This is a genomic window from Gammaproteobacteria bacterium, assembly GCA_016199745.1.
Taxonomy (GTDB): domain Bacteria; phylum Pseudomonadota; class Gammaproteobacteria; order Acidiferrobacterales; family Sulfurifustaceae; genus JACQFZ01.
Map to the genome: position 1 here is coordinate 16,080 of JACQFZ010000025.1, position 22,129 is coordinate 38,208.

18 protein-coding genes and 1 pseudogene are annotated in these 22,129 nt (G+C 58.9%); 7 read left to right on the forward strand and 12 right to left on the reverse strand.

The window, feature by feature from the left end; all coding sequences use genetic code 11:
• Window positions 1–166 precede the first annotated feature (166 nt).
• From HY308_07010 to hemG, 4 genes are all read right to left on the reverse strand, one after another.
• Window positions 167–3,109: an EAL domain-containing protein gene (locus tag HY308_07010; GenBank protein ID MBI3898031.1), complete on the reverse strand. Its 2,943-nt coding sequence runs from the start codon at window positions 3,107–3,109 to the stop codon at window positions 167–169.
• A 248-nt stretch (window positions 3,110–3,357) separates the two neighbouring features.
• Window positions 3,358–3,612: a SemiSWEET transporter gene (locus tag HY308_07015; GenBank protein MBI3898032.1), complete on the reverse strand. Its 255-nt coding sequence runs from the start codon at window positions 3,610–3,612 to the stop codon at window positions 3,358–3,360.
• A gap of 10 nt (window positions 3,613–3,622) precedes the next feature.
• Window positions 3,623–4,699 carry a quinolinate synthase NadA gene (gene nadA, locus HY308_07020; protein ID MBI3898033.1) on the reverse strand — a complete coding sequence of 359 codons (1,077 nt, stop codon included), beginning with the start codon at window positions 4,697–4,699 and terminating at the stop codon, window positions 3,623–3,625.
• A gap of 70 nt (window positions 4,700–4,769) precedes the next feature.
• On the reverse strand, window positions 4,770–6,092 hold the full coding sequence (gene hemG, locus HY308_07025; GenBank protein ID MBI3898034.1) for a protoporphyrinogen oxidase: 1,323 nt from the start codon (window positions 6,090–6,092) through the stop codon (window positions 4,770–4,772).
• Window positions 6,093–6,311: 219 nt separating this feature from the next.
• On the opposite strand from hemG, the gene HY308_07030 reads away from it, so the two are divergent.
• Window positions 6,312–6,896 (forward strand): glycine zipper 2TM domain-containing protein, encoded by a 585-nt coding sequence (locus HY308_07030; protein MBI3898035.1) that lies wholly within the window; start codon window positions 6,312–6,314, stop codon window positions 6,894–6,896.
• A 784-nt stretch (window positions 6,897–7,680) separates the two neighbouring features.
• On the opposite strand, the gene HY308_07035 is transcribed toward HY308_07030, so the two are convergent.
• Both HY308_07035 and HY308_07040 read right to left on the reverse strand, forming a co-directional pair.
• A complete protein-coding gene (locus HY308_07035) occupies window positions 7,681–9,846 on the reverse strand; it encodes an amylo-alpha-1,6-glucosidase (protein MBI3898036.1) in 2,166 nt (721 codons plus the stop codon).
• Window positions 9,846–10,895 carry a glycosyltransferase family 4 protein gene (locus HY308_07040; protein ID MBI3898037.1) on the reverse strand — a complete coding sequence of 350 codons (1,050 nt, stop codon included), beginning with the start codon at window positions 10,893–10,895 and terminating at the stop codon, window positions 9,846–9,848. Before HY308_07040 ends, HY308_07035 begins: the two co-directional genes overlap by 1 nt.
• A 156-nt stretch (window positions 10,896–11,051) precedes the next feature.
• On the opposite strand from HY308_07040, the gene HY308_07045 reads away from it, so the two are divergent.
• Complete coding sequence (locus HY308_07045; protein MBI3898038.1) at window positions 11,052–11,846, forward strand: M48 family metallopeptidase; 795 nt, start codon at window positions 11,052–11,054, stop codon at window positions 11,844–11,846.
• Window positions 11,847–11,925: 79 nt separating this feature from the next.
• Window positions 11,926–13,119 carry a fatty acid desaturase gene (locus HY308_07050; protein ID MBI3898039.1) on the forward strand — a complete coding sequence of 398 codons (1,194 nt, stop codon included), beginning with the start codon at window positions 11,926–11,928 and terminating at the stop codon, window positions 13,117–13,119.
• Between the two features lie 91 nt (window positions 13,120–13,210).
• On the opposite strand, the gene HY308_07055 is transcribed toward HY308_07050, so the two are convergent.
• Together HY308_07055 and HY308_07060 are read right to left on the reverse strand one after the other, a co-directional pair.
• Window positions 13,211–13,639: a universal stress protein gene (locus HY308_07055; GenBank protein ID MBI3898040.1), complete on the reverse strand. Its 429-nt coding sequence runs from the start codon at window positions 13,637–13,639 to the stop codon at window positions 13,211–13,213.
• Window positions 13,640–13,649: 10 nt separating this feature from the next.
• Window positions 13,650–14,381, reverse strand: coding sequence for a TerC family protein (locus HY308_07060; GenBank protein MBI3898041.1), 732 nt, complete (start codon window positions 14,379–14,381; stop codon window positions 13,650–13,652).
• 129 nt (window positions 14,382–14,510) lie between these two features.
• Between HY308_07060 and HY308_07065 the strand changes: the two genes are divergently transcribed.
• The 4 genes from HY308_07065 (at window position 14,511) to HY308_07080 (ending at window position 17,777) form a co-directional block, all read left to right on the forward strand.
• Entirely contained in the window at window positions 14,511–14,657 is a 147-nt protein-coding gene (locus HY308_07065; GenBank protein ID MBI3898042.1) for a hypothetical protein, read from the forward strand.
• Window positions 14,658–14,815: 158 nt separating this feature from the next.
• Window positions 14,816–15,433 (forward strand): hypothetical protein, encoded by a 618-nt coding sequence (locus HY308_07070; GenBank protein ID MBI3898043.1) that lies wholly within the window; start codon window positions 14,816–14,818, stop codon window positions 15,431–15,433.
• 380 nt (window positions 15,434–15,813) lie between these two features.
• Window positions 15,814–16,263 (forward strand): peroxiredoxin, encoded by a 450-nt coding sequence (locus HY308_07075; protein ID MBI3898044.1) that lies wholly within the window; start codon window positions 15,814–15,816, stop codon window positions 16,261–16,263.
• Between the two features lie 122 nt (window positions 16,264–16,385).
• The gene (locus HY308_07080) at window positions 16,386–17,777 is read left to right on the forward strand and encodes a PhoH family protein (GenBank protein ID MBI3898045.1); all 1,392 of its coding nucleotides are present in this window, start codon (window positions 16,386–16,388) and stop codon (window positions 17,775–17,777) included.
• 14 nt (window positions 17,778–17,791) lie between these two features.
• Here the strand turns inward: HY308_07080 and rimI are convergent, their stop codons facing one another.
• From rimI to HY308_07100, 4 genes and pseudogenes are all read right to left on the reverse strand, one after another.
• Window positions 17,792–18,295, reverse strand: a complete 504-nt coding sequence (rimI, locus tag HY308_07085) for a ribosomal protein S18-alanine N-acetyltransferase (GenBank protein MBI3898046.1) — start codon at window positions 18,293–18,295, stop codon at window positions 17,792–17,794.
• Complete coding sequence (locus HY308_07090; protein ID MBI3898047.1) at window positions 18,292–19,005, reverse strand: hypothetical protein; 714 nt, start codon at window positions 19,003–19,005, stop codon at window positions 18,292–18,294. The genes rimI and HY308_07090 overlap by 4 nt, the downstream gene beginning before the upstream one ends.
• Window positions 19,006–19,653: 648 nt before the next feature.
• Window positions 19,654–20,049: pseudogene (locus HY308_07095) on the reverse strand (uracil-DNA glycosylase).
• A gap of 116 nt (window positions 20,050–20,165) precedes the next feature.
• Window positions 20,166–21,713 (reverse strand): 2-isopropylmalate synthase, encoded by a 1,548-nt coding sequence (locus HY308_07100; GenBank protein MBI3898048.1) that lies wholly within the window; start codon window positions 21,711–21,713, stop codon window positions 20,166–20,168.
• Window positions 21,714–22,129: the final 416 nt, after the last annotated feature.

Sequence of the window (22,129 nt, forward strand, 5' to 3'; positions counted from 1 at the left end):
CCGAAACCTATCCGCCGCCACTCCCTCTCCCCTTGCGGGAGAGGGCCGGGGAGAGGGGTGATATAACGTTGCTAATGGTTCCCCCTCTCCCTGTCCCTCTCCCGCAAGGGGAGAGGGAACGCTGCTGTTATGGCGGTGAATCTCTTAAGCAAGTGTCATTGCCGTCTTACACTTTTGAACCGGCGCGTGCCCCAACATTTAACGTTTGCACGCGCTGTTCCATCCAATCTTTAAACTTGTCCGCCGGCAACGGCTTGCTAATGTAATAACCCTGGGCCGTATCGCAACCAAGCGCCGCCAACTGCTGCCAGACTGCTTCGCTCTCGATACCTTCGGCGACGACTTTGAGGTCGAGATCGTGCGCCAAACCGACGGTCGAGCGGACGATGGCGGCGGAGTCGTTGTTGGTCAGCATGTCCATGACAAACGATTTGTCGATCTTCACGGCGTCGACCGGCAGCTTTTTCAAATAGCTGAGCGACGAATAGCCGGTGCCGAAATCGTCGATGAACAGCGGGATTCCCATGCCGCTGATACGCTTCAAGATCGCCAGCGCCGCCTCCGGATCGAACATGACGGCGCCTTCGGTGATCTCGATTTCGAGCCATTCCGGGTCGGCGCGCCAAGCGGCGCATTGCTGGTCGATAAGGTATATCAGCTCTTTGTCGTGCAGCGTCCGTGCCGAGATGTTGACCGCGATCGGTAGTGGCATACCGCTTTCGCGCCAGGCGACCGACTGCCGCAAGGCCGCGCCGATCACCCAATCGGTGAGCGGCTTGATCAGGCCGGTGTGCTCGGCGAGGCCGATAAAGTCATCCGGTGGAATCATGCCGCGGCTCGGATGCATCCAGCGCACCAATGCTTCGGCGCCGCAGACGCTGTTGTCGCGCATATTGATCTTTGGCTGATAGAACAACGTCAGCTCGCTGTGCTCGATTGCACGCCGCAATTCGGCGGCCATCGACAATTGGCGCGTGCCGTCTTTGTGTTGCTCGGGTGCATAAAACACGTAGCCCTGCCCCATCCGTTTCGCCTGTTGCATGGCAACGTCGGCATAACGAATCAGCAGCATCGGCTCAGAACTATGATCCGGGAACAACGAAATACCGATGGCGGCACTGACATCGAGATTGAGACCGCTGATGGCAAACGGTGCACGCAGCGCGTCGAGGATTTGTTGGCCGACCTCGGCCGCATGTTCCTGGTCGCGTACCGGCACGAGCGTACCGAATTCGTCGCCGCGCATGCGCGCCAGTAACACGTTTTCTTTGAGCGCGCCGCGAATGCGAGCGCCGACTTGCTTCAGTAACAAGTCGCCTTGATGGAAACCCAGAGCGTCGTTGATCTCGCGCAGGTGGTTTAGGTCCATGACGTACAACGCCAACATCTGCCCGCCGGCCTCGGGCAACTCATGCCGCAAGTGCTCTTCGAAGCGTGCATGGTTCGGCAAGCCGGTGACACTGTCGAAATACGCCATGCGCGTGATCGTTGCGTTCGCTTCATCGTGTTGGCTGCGAGCCCGCAACACCGACATACCGAACGCCAGGTCGCGCGCCGCCTCTTCGAGCAGCTCCAACTCTTCGGCATCGAACGCGTCGGGCTCGCTCGAATAAATCGACAAGGCACCGATTGGCTCGTCATCGACATTGAGCGGAAAAGCGACGCAAGAACCATAGCCGACGCGGAGTGCCAGCTCGCGCCACGGCGCATAGTTAGGATCCGTTAGGATATTGCGGCCGATATAAGGCTCGCCGGTGCGGATCACCATGCCGGCCGGTCCGCGACCGCGTTCGTCGTCGGCCCAGCTCACGCGTCCGATCGCTTCCGATAGCGCCTTGCTACCGCCCTCGAAACCGAACTCCGCCATCAACCGCACGGTCTTGCGCGAATCGTGCTCGGCCAAGCCGATCCAGGCGAATCGGTAACCGCCGACCTTAACGATGATGCGGCACATCTCCGCCAACAGCGCGCGCTCGTCGGTGGCGCGTACGACGGTGCGATTGCCTTCGCTCAATGTCTTGAGCGCGCGATTGACGCGCTGCAATGCCGTCGCCATGTCGTCGAACGTGCGCGCCAGTTGGCCGAGCTCTTCGGTACCGTGCGGCAATCCGGAACGAGCGCTTAGATCGCCTTTCGCCAATCGACGCGCGGCATCGGTCAGTGCATATACGCGCCGCAGAATAAAAACATCACTTCCCACCCACGCCGCTACAATCGCCAGCACCCCGACCACGAACAACAACACCAAGCTGCGGCTGAAGTCTTCATCGGCCCTGGCATATGCCACCGCCGGTGGAATACCGATGCAGATATAAACTTTATCCAATCCGCTCTCGTACAACGGTGCAAACATTTGCAACCGTGGTACACCGTCCAAGCCGTCGAGCAGGGTCACACCGGCGCGCTGCTGCGTCAGGATCGCTTTCACCAGCGGCGCATCGACCATCGACTTTCCCATCCATCTTTCGGCGTCGGGATAACGCGTCAGCACCGTACCGTTGCTATCGACGACTACCATGGCCGAGCCGGCAGGTAGCTCGACACCGGCAACGAGCTGCTGCAACCAGTTCAAGTCGAGTGCGGCGTAAACAATATCGACCACGTTACCGTTAGTGTCGACGATCGGATAACCGAAATTAATCGCCGGCTGGCCAGTCACGCGGCCAATTTGATAATCGCCGATACCGAATTCACGCGATTGCACGGTGCGGCGGAAATAACTGCGATCGGCGATGTTGATCTTGCGCGCAAGCTTACGTGATGTGCACATGAGGTCGCCGTTCAAATCGGCGACGCCAAGATTCGTATAGTAAGGATAAGATTTCTGCAGCTGCCGCAGCGTTTCGGAACAACGCGGACTGCCGTACGCCGGTTGTCGCAACGCCGGCATCTGCGACATACCGATCAGCAGCTGGCGAGTCAATTCGATCAACCGGCCCTGCTCGCGAGCGGCCAGGCGCATCAGATTGACTGCCTCTTTTTCTGCATCCTGGGTCGCGTGCTGGCGCTGCGCGATGGCGGTATAGCCAATGACGCCGAATGCCGGAATCACGGCGAATAGCACCAACAGCAGCAGCCGCGCCCGTAGGCCGGCAGTCGAACGCCCCATGAAGGCTAAGTCCCTTTTTAAGCTGCCTTAAGTTAAGCACATACTGTGCCCAATCTTATGTTGACCCCCTCTCCCCTTGCGGGAGAGGGGTTGGGGAGAGGGGGCGACGAACGGAGAGCCCCAACTAGCACCCCCCCTGGCGCCAACGACGTCCCCACCAAAGCCCCATCGAAGCAGGTTTTACCAAGCGGCTAAGCTGTGCGCCGATTCAGCCCCCCATAACCCCGCACCGGCAATCGTTTCGCCGATTAACCAAAACGCAGCTTGAAATACAGGATGGCGAGCGACAGACCGAGGGTAACCGTATTGGCGGCAATGATCGGCCAAGAGTCTATGAAGATTCCGTAAATCAGCCAAAGCACGACGCCCGAACTGAACAAACAAAACATACCGAGCGAAACATCGCGCGCCGAGCGCGTGCGCCAGGTTTGGACGACTTGCGGGACAAAGGCGACGGTCGTGAGAGTACCGGCGGCAAGACCGAGCAGATTGGTAAATTCCACGCGAAAGGCGCTAGGCGTCGTCGTCGACGCGGCTGTTCAATCGCTTGGCGAAGTCGAGCATGCGTTGGGTAGCACGTAACGCGCGCTGGCGGATCTGCTCATCGACACGAATCTCGTTGGCGCCGGTTTCAAGCACGTGCGCCACGGTCTGTAGGTTGTCCATCGCCATCCACGGACAATGCGCACAACTCTTGCACGTTGCGCCCTTGCCGGCAGCCGGCGCTTCGAGCAGCAACTTGCCCGGTGCCGCCTGCTGCATCTTATAAAAGATGCCGCTGTCGGTGGCGACAATGAACTTCTGGTTCGGCAGTTTCTTTACTGCATCGATCAACTGGCTGGTCGAACCGACGGCATCGGCGAGCGCGATCACACCGGCCGGCGATTCCGGATGCACCAACACCGCCGCATCTGGATGCTGCTTTTTCAAATCGGCCAATTCTTGCGCCTTGAACTTGTCGTGCACGACACAGGCACCGGGCCAGAGCACCATATCGGCGCCGGTGGTCTTCTGAATATAAGCGCCGAGATGTTTATCAGGTGCCCACAGAATTTTCTTACCTTGATCGCGCAGATGCTCGACCAGCTTGACGGCGATCGACGACGTCACGACGTAATCCGCGCGCGCCTTCACGGCGGCGCTGGTATTGGAATAAACCACGACAGTGCGGTCGGGGTGCGCATCGCAGAACGGGGCGAACTGTTCAGGCGGACAGCTCAAGTCGAGCGAGCACTCGGCCTCGAGCACCGGCATGAGCACGCGCTTTTCCGGATTGAGGATCTTGGCGGTCTCGCCCATGAAGCGCACGCCGGCGACGACCAACGTCGTCGCCGGATGCTGATTGCCGAATCGGGCCATGTCGAGCGAGTCGGATACGTGCCCGCCGGTGTCCTCGGCCAGCCGCTGAATCTCGGCATCGACGTAATAGTGCGCAATCAGCACGGCATCCTGCGCCTTGAGCAGACGCTTGATATGGTCGCGCAACTGATCGCGCTCGCTGTCGCTCAGCTGGGGCGCACATGCCAATACCTCATCGGTATCGGGGACGACGATAGTGGGAATGGAAATCTTAAGGCCGGCAGCATTCATAACGACGTCTCGAAATACTCACTACCATTATTATAAGTGTGAAGCACCAGCGCTAAAACCCAAATAAGTGCTAAACACCGCGCAGAATGTTCTCGGCGACACCCTTAGCTTGACTCACACTATCGGCCAACGACACGCCGTCGCGCCAATTGCCGCCCAACTGCAGCCGCGGAAAACCCTTTAAGACGGCGTCGATGCGCGCCAGCCGCTGCTGGTGACCCAGTTCGTACTGCGGGATCGCTTGCGGCCAGAGGGTGACGTGCTGTAACGCCGGCGCCGCCGTTACCCCGAGCAATGGCCGCAAATCCGCCAACACTTGTTCGACCAGCATCGTGGCGTCACGCTTGCCGACCGAGGGATTTTGCGCACCACCGATAAAAGCCGTCAGCAACACCTGACCGACAGGGGCGCGCCCCGCGAACAGCGACGACGAAAAAATAACACCCAATGTTTGCCGCTGCGCTCGACGCGGCAATAACGCACCGAAACCGTCGAGCGGATGGCGCACCTGCGCGCGGGCGAAACCAAGGGCGACGGAAGCGACCGGCGGATAGAAAATGCCAGCAAGCTCACGCGCCAGATCGGGCGCCAGCGGTTCCATTAACGCCGCCGCTCGGTGCGCCGGCAACGCCAACACCAGCCGCTCGGCTCGATACTCTGCGGTCGCGGTACGAGCGACCCATTCGCCATTACCGGCACGAGCGATACCGGTCACCGCCGCATCGACGTGCAAAGCATCGCCCAGCTCTTGGGCAATAGCGCGCGGCAATGTCTGCATGCCGCGCTTGAACGAAATCAACCGCGCCGGCGCACCGCCTCGACACTGGAGCGCGCCGAGAAACAGCGAGCCATACTCCGCTTCCAGCGCATATAAACGCGCGGTCGCCGCCCGCGCCGACAATCGTTCGGGATCACCGGCGTATACGCCCGACACAAACGGATCCACCGCCCAATCGAGAAACGCCGCGCCCAACCGCCGCCGCACGAACTGCGCGATCGATTCCTCGACTTGGCCACGCGCCTGAAACGGCTCCGCCAACAGGCGTAACTTGGCACCGATACTGAACAGCGGCGTAGTCAGGAACGCGAGCGGTCCGAGCGGCAACGGCAACAAGCGATCGTCTTTGACGATATAGCGCGGTGCCCGGCGATCGCCGTCGATCAATTCTCCGTCGAGCGCCAACCCCTGAATCAACTCGCCGAGCGCGCCGCCACGATACTGCGTCGAATTCGGACCGCTTTCGATCAGAAAGCCATCGCGCTCAAGCGAACGAATATTGCCGCCGACTTCAGCTTCGGCCTCGAGCACAGTGACGTGCACGCCCTGGCGACGGAGAAACCAGGCGCATGAAAGACCGGAAATACCGCCACCGACGATCAGTGCACGCGTCATGAAATAAAGCTCTTCCCCATGGCGTTACTCTAACAGACCCCCCTTCACCCACACCCGCTTGTCCGACGCCGCCGACAATTAGTCGGTCTATACCCCGCATCGCAACACTGACAAACTTAGAATCGCGCCACCCTAGATCACGACCTCGCTCCAGTTGCTGTCAACCCGGCGGGGCGACAACTCGTTAATAGCAACAGCTATCCCAAGCTGGAGGTAATAATGTCCGAAGCCGTAAAACTACCGATCGTCAAAATCGCCGCCATCGCCGTCGTCATCTTCTGTGGTGTCGGCGTCGCGGCCATGACCGGCCTGCTTCCTGGCGTATCGCCCCAGGAAAAATCATCGCCAGCCGTTACCGAGACCGACAAGCCAGTGGAAGCCGAGGCTCCTGCGCCGACTAAAACGGCGCAGCCCAAACCCGTCAAGAAAGATCCGATCCGAGTTGCCAAAAAAGCCCCGCCCGCCCCGGTATGCGCAATCTGCGGCATCGTTGAATCGATCCAGACGATCGAAGTTAAAGGCCAAGGCACCGGCGTCGGCGCCGTCGCCGGCGGTGTTACCGGTCTAGTCATCGGCAACCAAATCGGCAGCGGCCGCGGCAAGAAACTCGCAAAGGTCGCCGGCGCCATCGGTGGCGCTGTCGCCGGTAATGAGATTGAAAAAAACATCCGTAAGAAGATCGAGTTTCAGATCAATGTGCGCATGAACGACGGCTCGCTGCGGACGGTCAAGCAGGAAAGCGACGGTGGGTTGATCACGGGTGAGCGGGTACGGGTTACTAACAATACGGTTGTGCGTGAGTAATGATTGAATCGCCCTCTTACGAGGGCGATGCTGGTCGAGATAATAAATGTAATCAGCGGGATGCTCCGCCCCGCACCCAGGGTTACTTTCTCTTGCTTGTGCAAGAGAAAGTAACCAAAGAGAAGCACACCCCCGGTGGCGCAAGCATGCCACTGCGCTTCTCGGGTTTAGGCCGGCGCTGTCGCACACGCCATCCTGGCGTGAGCGACAGGAACCGCCATCCCTGGCGGTTCCCCTTCGGGCTTTTGCCTAAACCCTGCGAGGCTCGGGCATGCGCCACAGGGGGATTCACCCTAACCCTCCCCCGCTTCGCAGGGGAGGGAATAAAAAAAGAAAATCTAACCCTGTCGGGTGGGCAGCGTTGCTGCCCACGCGTTATTTGAACCCGCGTGGGCAAAAAGGCGTTGCCCACCCTACAAAAGACACATTCCCTCCCCTGCAACAGCGGGGGAGGGCTAGGGTGGGGGGTGAGTGAAATAGGCAGTTGTTGTTGCAGTTGCGGTTGCGGTTAATCCCCGTGTGGCGCATTCCGAGCATCGGAGCTTTTGGCTTCGAGCGCGCAGGAGGCGCGCGTCTGGCTCAACACAGGGAGGTGTTGTGCCAGACATAGTTAGCCGCCAAAAGTGAGAAGCGCAGGATGCTTTGCGCCACCCCGGGGGGTGCTTTCTTTTGGTTCCTTTTCTTTGCACAAGCAAAGAAAAGGAACCCTGGGCTGCGGGGCGGAGCATCCCGCTGATTACATTTATTACATCGACCAGCATCGCCCCATAGGGGCGATTCAACCTCACACCACCACCGCCACCTCAATATCACCTTCTTTACGCATCACATTGATACCAACATCATGCGGATGCCGTCGAATCATAAGATCCAGCACCGCTCCACCAAACCGCAGATTCTTAATCTCCAACCAATGCAAATAATCCGGCAACAACGGATGCGCGAAACGAAGCTGCGGCTTCTCGGCTGAAAAGCTCAACCCTAGACACGCCTGCAACAAATGAAACACGGCGCCGCTCGCCCACGCCTGCGGAATACACGCCACTGGATACAACGTCGGCCCCTGCCCGGGCAACCGATCGAAACCACAAAACAACTCCGGCAAGCGATGCAGCTCAAACGCAATGCTGGCGTCAAATAGCCCCATAACCAACTTCAACACATGCTCGTGATAACCATAACGCGCGAGCCCCATGGCGACGATGCCGTTATCGTGCGGCCAGATCGAACCATTGTGATAAGACATCGGATTGTAGCGACGCTCGGTCCGCGCCAGCGTGCGCATACCCCAGCCGCTGAAAAACAACGGCGACAACAAGAGATCGGCAGTACGGCGAGCATACGCCTCGTCGGCAATGCCGGTAAAAAGCGTGTGACCGACATTCGACGACGCGACCCGACACGGGCGCTTATCGGCATCGAGTGCTAACGCATAGGTGCCGAGATCGTCTATCCAAAATACACGATTGAAATTTTCCTTGAGCGTTTGCGCTTCTCGGTCGAGCCCGTCGGCACGCGTGGCATCGTCCAGCAATCGCGCCAGCCGCGCGGCCGCGCGCTTCGCCGCGTACACGTAGCCCTGCACTTCGCACAACGCAATCGGCGGCCGCGCCAGTGTGCCGTCGGCATGGAACACCGAATCTTCGGAATCTTTCCAACCCTGATGCAGCAAACCGCGTGGATTGCGTCGCTGATACTCGACGAAACCGTCGCCATCGCAATCGCCGTACTTATCGATCCAGTTTAACGCCCGCTCGATGTGCGGCCACAACGTGGCGATAAAGGCGCGGTCGCCGGTACGGTCGTAATATTCTCCGGCAAGCATGACGAACAACGGCGTTGCATCGACACTGCCGTAGTAACGGCCGAACGGAACCTCGCCGAGCGCCGCCAGCTCACCACCGCGCATCTCGTGAAAAATCTTGCCGGGCTCGGCGTCTTTCAACGGATCGTCGTCGATCGCCTGATGCGCCGCCAGAAACGCGAGCACACCGCGCGCCAAGCCGGGATCGATCCAAAGCATTTGCAATGCTGTAATGATGCCATCGCGACCGAACGGTGTGCTGTACCACGGCACACCCGCGTACGGGTACGGGCCATGCGCGGTTTGCGACGTCAACATGCGCAAATCGGCAACCGAGCGGTTTACCCAGTCGTTGAACTGCTCATTCGACGTGAACATCCCTCCACCGGCGACACTAGCGGCGCCGATCTCGGCCTCGATGCTCTGCAGTGCCTTGCCGTAAGTCAGGCGCTCGAGCCGCGGCTGGTCGATTTCGCACAATACCGTCAGATAAAGGTCGCACTGCTCGCCCGGCACGAGCTTCAGCAGATACACCATGTCGCCGTCGCCGATTTTGTCCGGCGGCTGATCGGCAATGACGCGTGTGCGTCGGCCGATGCGATCGAGGCCTTCGTAACCGAATATAATTTCGCCGGGTTGTCGCTCGATCGGCAACAACCGACCACGCTTACTACGTTGCACCCCACGCACTTCAAAAATATCGGCAAAGTCGGTGGCAAAATATAGACCAAGCTTGAGCTCGGCGGTGGTATCGCCGTAGTTCACTAGACGTACATGCTCATGATGTGCGCCGTCGCACAACAGCTTCGAGCGAAAAATGTGTAGTGTGCTTTTGCGAATGACGAGCTCGCCGTCTCGATAGAGATCCGGCGTCGTTTGGTCGACCACCAACAGGCTGTTGTCTTCCTTGACGGTCGAATTCAACAACAACGGCCGACGGTCGTTGATCCGCAAATCGAAATGCGACAGAAAGCGTGTACCTTGGTGGTACAACCCCTGCTCGCCGGTGCCGAGATGTTGTATATCGCCGTAACGATCGAACAAGCCGAACGTCTCGCCGTGTTTCAACACGCGCGTGCGATCGTCGGCACGCGACGAGGTGGCGAGGACGTACCAGCGGTCTTCGATCTGGACGACGTCGTCCATCACGCCACCGATTGGCGCACGGCGGCGTTGATGCGCACCGTCTGATAGGCCGCGAGATAGTCGCGCGCCATGCGGCGCGCGGAGAAGCGTTCTTCGAACGTCCGCCGGCAACGTTGCCGGCTCAAGGTATGAACGCGGCCGACCGCCGCGACCGCGGCGTCGACGCTATCGACGACGAAACCGCTCTCGCCGTCGCGAATAATCTCCGGTACCGAGCCGCGGTTCCAAGCGATTACCGGCGTGCCGCAGGCCAGCGCCTCGATCATCACCAACCCGAACGGTTCTGGCCAATCGATCGGAAACAACAGCGCCGCTGCATTGCCGAGAAATTCACTCTTGTCGCGGTCGCCGATCTCGCCAATGAATGTCACTCCGCGATGGCCGAGCATCGGCCGCACACGCGTTTCAAAATAGTCGCGATCATTTTTATCGATCTTAGCGGCGATACGAAGCTCCATACCGACACGCTGCGCAATCTCGATGGCGCGATCGAGCCGCTTCTCCGGTGACACGCGTCCGAGGAACGCGAGATACTTTCCGGGCCCCGGTTGAAATTTATAAATATCTTCCGGTAGACCGTGATACATCGTCGCCACCCAGTTGGCGAACGACAACGGCACGCGCTGGTGATTGCCGATCGAAATCAACGGCACATCATCGAAGATCCGATACAGCGGCGGCAAATCGGGCATATCGAGTCGGCCGTGTAACGTGGTCACGTGCGGCGTCTCGAGCGCACGCGTCAGTGGAAAGTGAAGATAATCGGTATGAAAGTGGATGATGTCGAAGGCGCGCGCCTTGCGCAGAACTCGCTCTAGCATAATCATGTGGTACGGCAACGTATCCACACAATTGGCATCGAACCGCAGAGCATTGCAGGGTATTGGTTCCAATCGTGCGCGGGTAACGGAGTCAGCGCTGGCGAACAGCGTGACCTCATGCCCTTGGTGGATGAGTTCCTCCGTCAAATACGAAACAACGCGTTCGGTTCCTCCGTAATATTTTGGTGGCACACTCTCATACAGCGGCGCGACCTGAGCGATTCTCATAATTCCGTTTCCATGGATTCTGAATCGTTTCCTTGTCCGGGCGTTCCGGCCGAGCAAAAAAATTAGACGGCTGAATAGCTACCCCGTTCCACATCACCGTACCGACATTCATACTCCTTATTGTTTCTAAGACCAAGAATTCGTTAGAGTTCGCTCATGGATACTACTCGCAAAATTGCTTCATATGTATTGACGGCCGCGATCGCTATTGGCGTCGCCTGCACTACTGTGCCGGAAACCGGGCGCTCGCAGCTGTCGCTGGTTAATTCGGATGAAGTGTTGCAAATGAGCTTGACCGAGTTCGACAAGATCAAAGGCTCGACGCCGATCTCCAAAGATGCGCAACAAAATGCGTTGGTCAAACGCGTCGGCGAACGTATCGCCAAAGTCGTGCAGTTGCCGAACGCCAAATGGGAATTCGTCGTGTTCAATAAGCCGGATGTGCTCAACGCCTTCGCCTTACCCGGCGGCAAAGTCGGTGTCTACAGCGGCTTGTTTCAGGTAACGAAGAACGAAGCTGGCCTAGCGACCGTCTTGGGCCATGAGGTGGCGCACGCGGTCGCACGTCATGGTCAGGAGCGTGTCTCTCAAGGCTTACTACTTCAGCTCGGTGGCGCCGCACTCTCGCAAGCGGTACAGGCGCGGCCAGAGACGGTGCAACAAATCGTCCAAACGGCGTATGGTGTCGGTGCTAATGTCGGCTTCATGCTGCCACACTCGCGCCAACAAGAGCTCGAAGCCGATCATCTCGGACTCCTTTTCATGGCGCGCGCCGGTTACGATCCCCACGAGGCGGCTCAATTTTGGAAGCGGTTCCGCGATTACAACCAGCAACACGGCGGTGGTAAGGGCATCGAATTCTTGCAAACACATCCGCTCGACGGAAAGCGCATCCAGCAAATCGAAGAGTTAATGCCGAAGGCAGAGGCCGAATATCAGAAAGCGCACTGAGCGATAAATATTCAGTGCTTGCAAAAGCAGCGCCTCGCCCCTATTTTGGTTTGGGTCCATTCACCCACAGCGAGGCGCTATGACTCTCAATGGCTTAATCGATCTTCCGTGGTGGGGCTACATTCTCGTCACGCTCGTTCTGACGCACATCACTATCGCGTCGGTTACGATCTTCCAACACCGTCATCAAGCGCACCGCGCACTCGATCTGCATCCCATCGCCTCGCACTTCTTCCGCTTTTGGTTGTGGCTGACGACCGGCAACGTGACCAAAGAATGGGTCGCGGTACACCGCAAGCATCACGCGCGAGTGGAAGGCCCGGAAGATCCGCATAGCCCATGGCAGGCTGGCATCAAAAAAGTTTTGCTCGACGGCACCGATCTCTACCGCCAAGAAACCCGCAAAGCGGAAACGCTCGAGAAGTACGGTCGCGGGACGCCCGACGACTGGATCGAGCGTAATCTTTACACACCGCGTAACGTTTACGGCGTGGTATTAATGATGGCGATCGATTTGATCTGCTTCGGCCCGATCGGCTTAACGATGTGGGCGGTGCAGATGATGTGGATTCCGTTCTTCGCCGCCGGCGTCATCAACGGCCTCGGCCATTGGTGGGGCTATCGTAATTTCGAGCCCATCGACGGCAGCACCAACATTTCGCCGATCGGTTTTTTGATCGGCGGTGAGGAACTGCACAACAATCATCATGCGTTTCCGAGCTCGGCCAAGTTTTCATCCAAGTGGTGGGAGCTCGATTTCGGCTGGTACTACATCCGCGTGCTGGAAGCACTCGGGCTCGCCACGATCCGCCGAATTCCGCCGGAGTTAACGTATGACAACACCAAGCAGCATATCGACCGAGAAACGGTAAAGGCGGTGGTGCAGGCGCGCTTCATCGTGCTGTCGCATTTCGTGCGCGACGTCATGCTGCGGGTGCACCGCGAAGAACTGAAAAAAACTAAATCGGTGGATCGTGCATCGTGGGAATTGCTCAAGCATGCACGACCCGCGTTAGTGCGCGAACGCAGCCTGCTGAACGAACCGTCGCAAAAAGATCTGCGGCGGGCGCTCGAAAAGAACCAAACGCTGATGACGGTCTATGCCATGCGCGAGAAGCTGATCGACATTTGGCGCTTGTCCGCCACTAGTCAGGAACAATTAGTCGCCGCGCTCAAGCAATGGTGCCAAGACGCCGAGGCAACCGGCATCGATGCGCTCAAGCGGTTCTCGCAGAAACTGCGCACCTACCGGTTGGTAACCGTGTTGACGTAATGTCGAGAGGCTTGTCCTGCCGGATGTTATACGGCGGGACAAGTTGCTGCTGGTGTGGCACTCGCTTTATCGCCCGCCGGTAAACAGCCGGTTATTTAACGATCGTTATCGGCACGTCCGCCAAGTGAACGACCTTCATCGTCACACCGCCGAGCAACGCGCTGCCGACCATGCCTAAACCACGCGCGCCTATCACGATCTGATTGCAACGCTGCTCGCGCGCAAAATGGCCGATTAGATGCGCCGGGTCGCCGACACTGATATGAAAATCGTACGTCAGGCCGGATGCGTCCAGCGTTGCGCGCGCCGCAGTCAGTGCTTTCAAACCTTCTTCGCGATGGTAGTTTTGGATTTGCTCGCGGTTGATGAACATAGCGACATCGCCAGGCAATGACGGCTGCACATTAAGCAAGTGCACCTCCGGCTTCTCCCGGTACACTTGGCGCGCACTGTCGATTAGCCACTCTAGCGCTCGGAGCGACGGCACCGAGCCGTCGACCGGAATCAATACACGCAACATACCGCCCTCCTTAACGATCGCGCTTGGCAAGATCGACGATCGGCGCGGCCGCACATTGCCGCAATTGACGCGCCGCCAGCCATTTGCCGACGACGATCGTGAAAATGACGGCAACGAACGGCACGGCCCAGTGCAGCCAATGCGCGGTCATCGCTATCCAATCTTTGATCGCCGGATCGGTCACCCACATCTCGCCGGCGACCCAGCCGAGCAAACCACCGCCGATAGTAATAATGACCGGAAAGCGCTCCATCAGCTTCAATAGAAACGTACTACCGAAAACGACCAATGGAATGCTGATGGCCAAACCGATCGTCAGTAGCAACACGCTGCCTTTAGCGGCGGCAGCAACGGCGAACACATTGTCCAGACTCATGACGACGTCGGCGATAAGAATGGTGCGAATGGCGGCGAACAGCGTCGCATTCGAACCCGCGCTCGTGCCGCCCTCGTGTTCTTCTTCCGGCAACAGCAACTTGATGCCGATCCATAGCAACAACACACCGCCGGCAATCTTGAGATACGGCAACTTCAACAGCTCGATCGCCGCCAGCGCCAGCACAATACGCATCACGACGGCGGCACCGCTGCCCCACAAGATGGCTTGCCGCTGCTGCTGCGGCGGCAACGAACGCGCCGCCAAGGCGATGACAACGGCGTTGTCGCCGGACAAGATAAGATCGAGACCGATGATTTGCAGAAAACCGATCCAGAACTGCTGAGAAAAAATTTCTTGTGCCATACCGGCTTGCGCCCGCCCCTTAAAGAATGCCAGCGATCTTAAAGACGGCGGTGATCACAGGCAATGACGTAGGCGCTGAGGCATTTGTCGGGTGTCGCGGTGATACGCGTTCGTGCATGATTTATCGGCATGCCGATCGCTAACGCTGACATTGCCAAGGTTTTCGATGAGGTCGCCGATCTGCTCGAGATCAGCACCCCCGAGCAACTGCACGCGGCCGCGCACGAAGCTAAGATTCGCGAGCTAGTACTCCGTCAGATAAGTTTTTCTCGATGACGACGGCACGAACTGACCCCCTCTCCCTCCGGGAGAGGGCTGGGGTGAGGGAAAACATCGGTGATCGTAGCCACGCCGTCCCTCACCCCTTCCCCTCTCCCGGAGGGAGAGGGGTTTACGCACGGTGGCATGCGGAAAAAGTATTCGGCAGCGTCGACTTGCCATTCATTCCGCCGGAGCTGCGCGAGAACCGCGGCGAAATCGAAGCGGCGCACGCCGGGCAACTGCCGACGCTGATCGAACTCGCCGACATCAAAGGCGATCTCCATGCGCCTACGAACGCGACCGATGGCCGTGACACGCTCGCCGCCATGGCCAGGGCGGCACAAGCACGTGGACTGCAATATCTCGCCGTCACCGAGCACTCACCACGGCTCAACGGCCTCGACGTCGACCGGCTACGCCGGCAAATGGGCGAAATCGACCAGCTGAATGACACGCTCAACGGCTTTACCCTCCTCAAAGGCATCGAAGTGGACATTCTGGAAAACGGCGCCATCGACAACCCTTATGTCACCATCTTGGCGCACCCTGCCGACCGGATCCTGCAGGAGCGCCCGGCGCTCGACATCGACCTGCCCGATAGGTACTGCCGCATGGCCAAAGAGGAAGGCGTGCCGATTGTCATTTGCACCGATGCCCATAGCAGCGGCGATCTGGCGCACGTGCGTTATGGCGTCGGCTATGCACGCCGCCGCTGGCTGGCCGCCAATGACGTGGTAAATACGTGGCCACTGGCGGACCTGCGTGCACTCATTAAAACGACGCGCGGCTGACGACAGCGCACGTGAGGATTGTGAATCTGCTTTTGAGTGCTCGATACTGCGGCTACAATGCGGCATCTCTATAAGGAGTAAATTCCGTGGCAAAAAAGAAGGCGCGCGTCAAAGCGAAAGTTAAATCGAAGTTGAAGACCAAGACCAAAACAAAAACCAAGAAAGCCGCCGTTAAGGCACGCGGCCGGGTGGTCGCGAAAAAAGCCAAGCCGGCAGCTAAACCCAAGCCAGCGAAAGTAAAAGCAAAAGCGAAGGTTAAGGCGAAAGCCAAGCCGAAGACGAAAGCGAAGGCCAAACCGGCCAAAGTAGCTCCTGTCGCCGCCGTCGCTCCCACCGTAGCTCCGGCTCCGGCTCCAGCAACGGCCCCGGCAACACCGACGATCGACACCTTGCCGGACGTCGAGGTCGCAACCACCAACGGCGGACGGCTGCAGCTGTCCAGCCTCAAAGGTAAAAACGTCGTTCTGTATTTCTACCCGAAGGACGATACCCCGGGCTGCACCACTGAAGGCTGCGACATCCGCGACCGTTACACCGATTTCCAGAATCTCGAAACCGTTGTACTCGGTGTGTCGCGCGACGACCTCGATTCGCACGAGCGCTTCAAGGCCAAGTTCGGCTTTCCGTTCGAGCTGGTTACCGATCCGGAAGAGAAACTGTGTCAGTTACTGGGTGTCATCCAGGAAAAGCAAAACTACGGCCGTACCTACATGGGCATCGACCGTTCGACCTTTGTCTTCGACAAGGAAGGAAAACTGCGCAAAGAATGGCGCGGCGTGAAGGTCCCGGGCCATGCCGAGGAGCTGCTCGAGGAAATTCGTAAGCTCTAGCATCGGTCGGTAGAACGTATGACAACCAGCGGGCGGCACAGGATGTGCCGCCTCGTTTTTGAAATAGCAGTCGAAAGAGCAAGTCCAAGGTGGGACTCTTTCAGCACCTGCAAGGTTAGCTAATGACGAAAAAGCGGAAGATTTTCGTACTCGATACCAACGTCCTCATTCACGATCCCACAGCAATTCTTCGGTTTCAGGAACACGATGTTTACCTGCCGATCGTCGTGCTCGAAGAGCTTGACCGAGCCAAAGTCGGCATGTCCGAGGTCGCGCGCAACGTCCGCCAAGTCAGCCGTTTTCTCGATGAATTGATCGAAAACGCGAACGGCGATATCGGCGGCGGCATCAAGATCCCGGCGGCATCGCCGAGCATCGAGAAGGGTCGTTTGCACTTCCACATGGAAGCGGTGCACAGCGTGCTGCCGAACGGTATGCGCGCCGAATCGGCCGACAACATGCTGCTCGGCATCACCCTCGACCTCGCCAAGAGCCATGCCGGCCGCGACGTGATGTTGGTAACGAAAGACATCAACCTGCGCATCAAAGCGCATGCGCTCAACGTGCACGCCGAGGACTACACCACCGATCAGGTACTCGACGACGCCAACCTGCTGTACACCGGCACCGAGCGCATGACCGCCGATTTCTGGGAACAGCACGGCCGCAACATGGAGTCGTGGAAGCAGGACGGGCGTACGTATTACCGCATCAGCAACCCGCATGTGCGTTCCTGGCAACCGAACCAGTTCATCTACACCGAAGACTCGCATCCGTTCGAAGCGGTCGTGCGCCGCGTCGAGAACGAGACGGCGACCATCGAAGTGTTGCGCGACTTCCGCCACGAGAAGCACAAGGTGTGGGGCATCAACGCCCGCAACCGCGAGCAAAATTTCGCGCTCAATCTGCTGATGGACCCGGATATCGATTTCGTGACGCTGCTCGGCCATGCCGGCACCGGCAAGACGCTGATGACGCTGGCGGCGGCGCTGGCACAGACGCTCGAAACCCGACGCTACGCCGAGATCATCATGACCCGGCAAACGGTGCCGGTCGGTGAAGACATCGGCTTCCTGCCCGGTACCGAGGAAGAGAAGATGGGTCCGTGGATGGGCGCGCTCGAAGACAACCTCGACGTGCTACACGACACCGGCGGCCAAGCGCAAGGCGCCTGGGGTCGTGCCGCGACCAACGACTTGCTGCGCTCGCGTATCCGCATCAAGTCGCTCAACTTCATGCGCGGGCGCACATTCTTGCGCAAGTTCTTGATCATCGACGAAGCGCAGAACCTGAGCCCGCATCAGATGAAGACACTGATCACGCGCGCCGGCCCCGGCAGCAAGATCGTCTGTCTCGGCAACATCGCCCAAATCGATACGCCGTACCTCACGGAAACGACCTCGGGCCTGACGTACGTGGTCGATCGCTTCAAACCGTGGGACCACAGCGGTCACGTCACGCTGCAACGCGGCGAGCGTTCGCGCTTGGCGGATTTCGCGTCGGAAAGCTTGTAAAGCGCTACTGCTGGCTAGCGGCGTTCGAGGGAAGACGGATCGCGATCGAGGGTTAAATCGCGCGCGAGAATGATGGCGTCTTCACGACCATCGCGCGCCGGGTAGTAATCTTTACGAATACCGATTTCGTCGAAACCGAGGCTGGTATACAGCTTATAGGCCGCGGTGTTGGACACGCGCACCTCCAACAACGCCACGCGCGCGCCTTGGCGACGCGCCAGCTTGACCAAGTAGTTAACCATGGCCCGGCCGAGACCGCGCCGCTGGTAATCGGGGCGCACACAGATGTTGAGTAAGTGACACTCACCGGCACCGATCGACATGAGGCCGTGGCCAATCACACCGGCCGGTGTTTCGTAGACATAACAAAAATAACCGACTCGCAGACAATCGCGAAAAATCGATCGCGTCCAGGGGAATTCGTAAGACGCGCGCTCCACATCCATGACCGCCGTCAAATCCGCTTCGCGCATCGGCCGTAGCCGCGCGCGTTCGGGGGCGACGACGGCGGCGCTCACGTCGGCGCCTCCGCAATCTTGCGGGCGATACACAAATCATCCCAAGCGCGGCGCTTGTCGCCCGGCGTGCGCAATAAATACGCCGGATGATACGTCACCACCAACGGCGTTCCTTGATACGACAACCGTTGACCGCGCAGCCGCGACAACGGTGCATCGGTCTTGAGCAGGCTATGCGCGGCGTGACGGCCGAGAGCGACGATCAGGCGCGGTTGTATCAACGCGATCTGGCGGATGAGGTAAGGCTCGCAGCAAGCGACTTCGTTCGGTTGCGGATCGCGATTACCGGGTGGACGGCAATTGTGCACGACGCCGCCGGCGGTGACGAAATTGTGCGTTTCATCGACGTCGATACAAAAGAACGTTGTATCGGTGCGCGGCTGGTCGGTGATATCGGAAATCTCAAAATCGTCATACAAAACTTCGACTGGCGCAGGATCGAAACGACTGGGATCGAACGATATTGCATCCGCCACCTGCGGATGCAACTTGTAGCGCATTACCGGAGGTACGTAGGGAGCGATGCACTCAGACAACGCTTTCGTCGCTTCAACATCGAAATGCAGCCGACCCCTCGCGGCCTTTGCCCGAAGCCCCAATCGCGCAAGTGCTTGCAGCAGAATCGGGAAATCCGCTTCCGGAAATCCATGCGCCGCAATTTCAGACAACGGCTGACGCCCGTCGCGGATGCGGGTATACCCGTCATCCATGAACCAAAACGCAAGCATTCGATCATTGAGTCGATCGGCAATCCAAGAGGGTACCCGCTTTGTCGGCCGATAAAAGTCTTTGCGCAGAATACGCAGGGCGCGATTGGCACGGGTGCGCACCTGCACCGCCGGATACGCCCGTGGCCCGCCCGCTACGGCCGCAACCGTCAACTCATCTATCTGCGGACACAACTCTCGGAGCAAATCGGCTTTGAATAACGCGTACGCGCGTTGAGCGGCCGAGTGGCTGAATGAAAGCAAGGTTCTGGTCGAGGCGATATAACCGTCACCCAAGACGGTGCCACACACGACATCAAACGCCAGCGGACTCAACCCTTGTCCGGTCGCGACTTGATCGCCAGATTGAAGCGCTTCGACAGGCACAAACCCGCGCCGCGTTAATACCTCGTGATCTCCAGTCAGCTGGACACTTACCCGTCCGCTGCCAGCATTTTTTGATGATTGATACGTCAAACGAAAAACGCGTCGCCCCCCAAGCGGGGATTCATGCCATCCGGTAACGCGACGTGGCACGAGCCTGCCGGCAGCATCAACCGACATCACCTCACCGCTATAACGCTGGCGAACTAAACGACCAATACGCTCCCATGAACCGTCGGCAAGCTGAACCAGTGCGTTATATCTCAAACATTTTAAAACGTTCGCTATGTACACCTCTTCGCGCTTCAGACCGAGCGCCTGGATCATGGCGTTCAGCAGCTGACCGGCACGGCCAACGAAGGGCTCGCCCTGACGATCCTCGTCCGCGCCCGGCGCTTCGCCGACGAACAACCATTGCGCCGAACGATTACCGACACCGAATACCGTTTGCTTGCGGGTTTTGTGCAAGTCGCAGCGGGTACAACCGGCGACCGCCTGCTGCAGGGGTCCCCACTCGGTGAGCGTGGGCGCGTCAATCGCTACCGTCGGCGCGGCGACAGTACCAACCGCCGCTGGATCGGCGGCGGCAGACGCACGCGGTTGCCATAGCGTAACCCCCAGGGCTTCAAGATAGGCGCGGCGGATTGATTCAGGAGTCGACATATAAGCTAACGATATCAGATCGCTACGGGTCTACCATCGTCGATTTGCAGACGAACAGCGACGCGCGCGGATAGACAGCGGCGATGCTTGCGGGTAATTCCCACCGCGACTTAATGCTATATCGACGGACCAACCTGCGGGTGGGTACGCGCAACCGGCACGATTAACTTATTCAGCGCGTTCAAATACGCCTTGGCCGAAGCGATGACGATATCGGTATCGGCACCGTGGCCATTGACGATGCGCCCACCCCTTTCCAGCCGCACCGTCACCTCGCCCTGCGAGTCGGTACCGCTGGTGATGTTGTTGACCGAGTAGAGCTGCAACTGCGAACCGCTATTGAGAATGCTGTCGATCGCTTTGAACGACGCATCCACCGGCCCGCCGCCGGCGGCGCCGGCCTGATGCTCGACACCCTCAATCTCGACCGTCACTTCGGCAAATGGCGTGGTGCCGGTCTGCGAGCACACCTTGAGCGAGACCAAGCGGAACCGTTCGTTCTCGCTCTCGAGCCCTTTTTCGGTAACGAGCGCCTGCAAATCGTCGTCGAAGATCTCGTGCTTCTTGTCGGCCAGTTCCTTGAAGCGATCAAACGCCGAGTTAAGCTCGGCATCGTTCTGGAACTCGATGTTCAATTCCTTCAAGCGCTGGCGGAAAGCATTACGGCCGGAGTGCTTTCCCAACACCATGCGGTTGGCGGTCCAGCCCACATCTTCGGCGCGCATGATCTCGTAGGTTTCGCGCATCTTGATGACACCGTCCTGATGAATGCCGGACTCGTGGGCAAAGGCGTTGGCGCCGACGATCGCCTTGTTCGGCTGCACCGGAAAGCCGGTAATGCTCGACACCAAGCGCGACGCTGGCACGATGTGCGCGGTATCGAGCGAGCTATCGCACGGAAACACATCTTGGCGGGTGCGCACGCCCATGACGATCTCTTCCAGCGATGCATTACCGGCGCGCTCGCCGAGACCGTTGATGGTGCATTCGACCTGACGCGCACCGTTCAACACCGCCGACAACGAATTGGCCACGGCTAATCCGAGATCGTTGTGACAGTGCACCGAGAAGACCGCCTTGTCCGAATTCGGCACGCGCTCGCGCAGTATACGAATCAACTCACCGAACTGATGCGGCAGGTTGTAACCGACGGTGTCGGGAATATTCACTGTGCGCGCGCCGGCGGCGATTACCGCCTCGAGTACGCGGCAGAGAAAATCGGTTTCGGAACGGCCGGCATCTTCCGGCGAGAATTCGACATCGTCGGTGTAATTGCGCGCCCGTTTCACCGCCCATACGGCCCGCTCCAACACTTGATCGGGCGTCATCCGCAATTTGTTCTGCATGTGGATCGGCGAGGTAGCGATGAAGGTATGGATGCGGCCGCGCTTGGCCGGTTTAATCGCCTCGGCCGCTCGATCGATATCGTGCTCGACCGCCCGCGCCAGACCGCAAACGGTGCTGTCGCTGACAGCTCTGGCGACCGCTTCGACCGACTCGAAATCGCCTTTGCTAGCGGCCGGAAACCCGGCCTCGATAATGTCGACGCGCATACGTTCCAGTACGCGAGCTATGCGGACCTTCTCATCGCGCGTCATCGACGCCCCCGGACTCTGCTCGCCGTCGCGGAGGGTGGTATCGAAGATAATCAATTTTTCTTTCATAACGCTCTCTACCTAAGAGGTTGCGCCCGACCTTCACGGAAGGTCACGGCTGGGTTCGTATCATTTTAGGTGCGTATTGTTTCCTCGCCAGGAATTGATGGTTGCGCTTAACGGCGCAGCAGCAGAGCAAGCAGGCTGGGAGCGGCCAAACGGCCGGCAGCGAGGGCAAGCGAAGGATCTATTTGGGGTCGGCGGAACGACATGATCAAAGCATAATTCAACATTTGCCGAATTTGAACACCCGGTCATTCAACGCGCCGCGACCCTACTCCCCCACCCCCCTCGCGGGGGGGTGAGGCGGGGATTTCGCGAGCACACTTAACGTGTGTTCGCGCCGCCGAACGGGTGCGCGCGGTTCTGGCGCACCCTGGGCGGGAATGGCTAGGGGAGAGGGGGCGCGAAACAGAGCCAAAGCT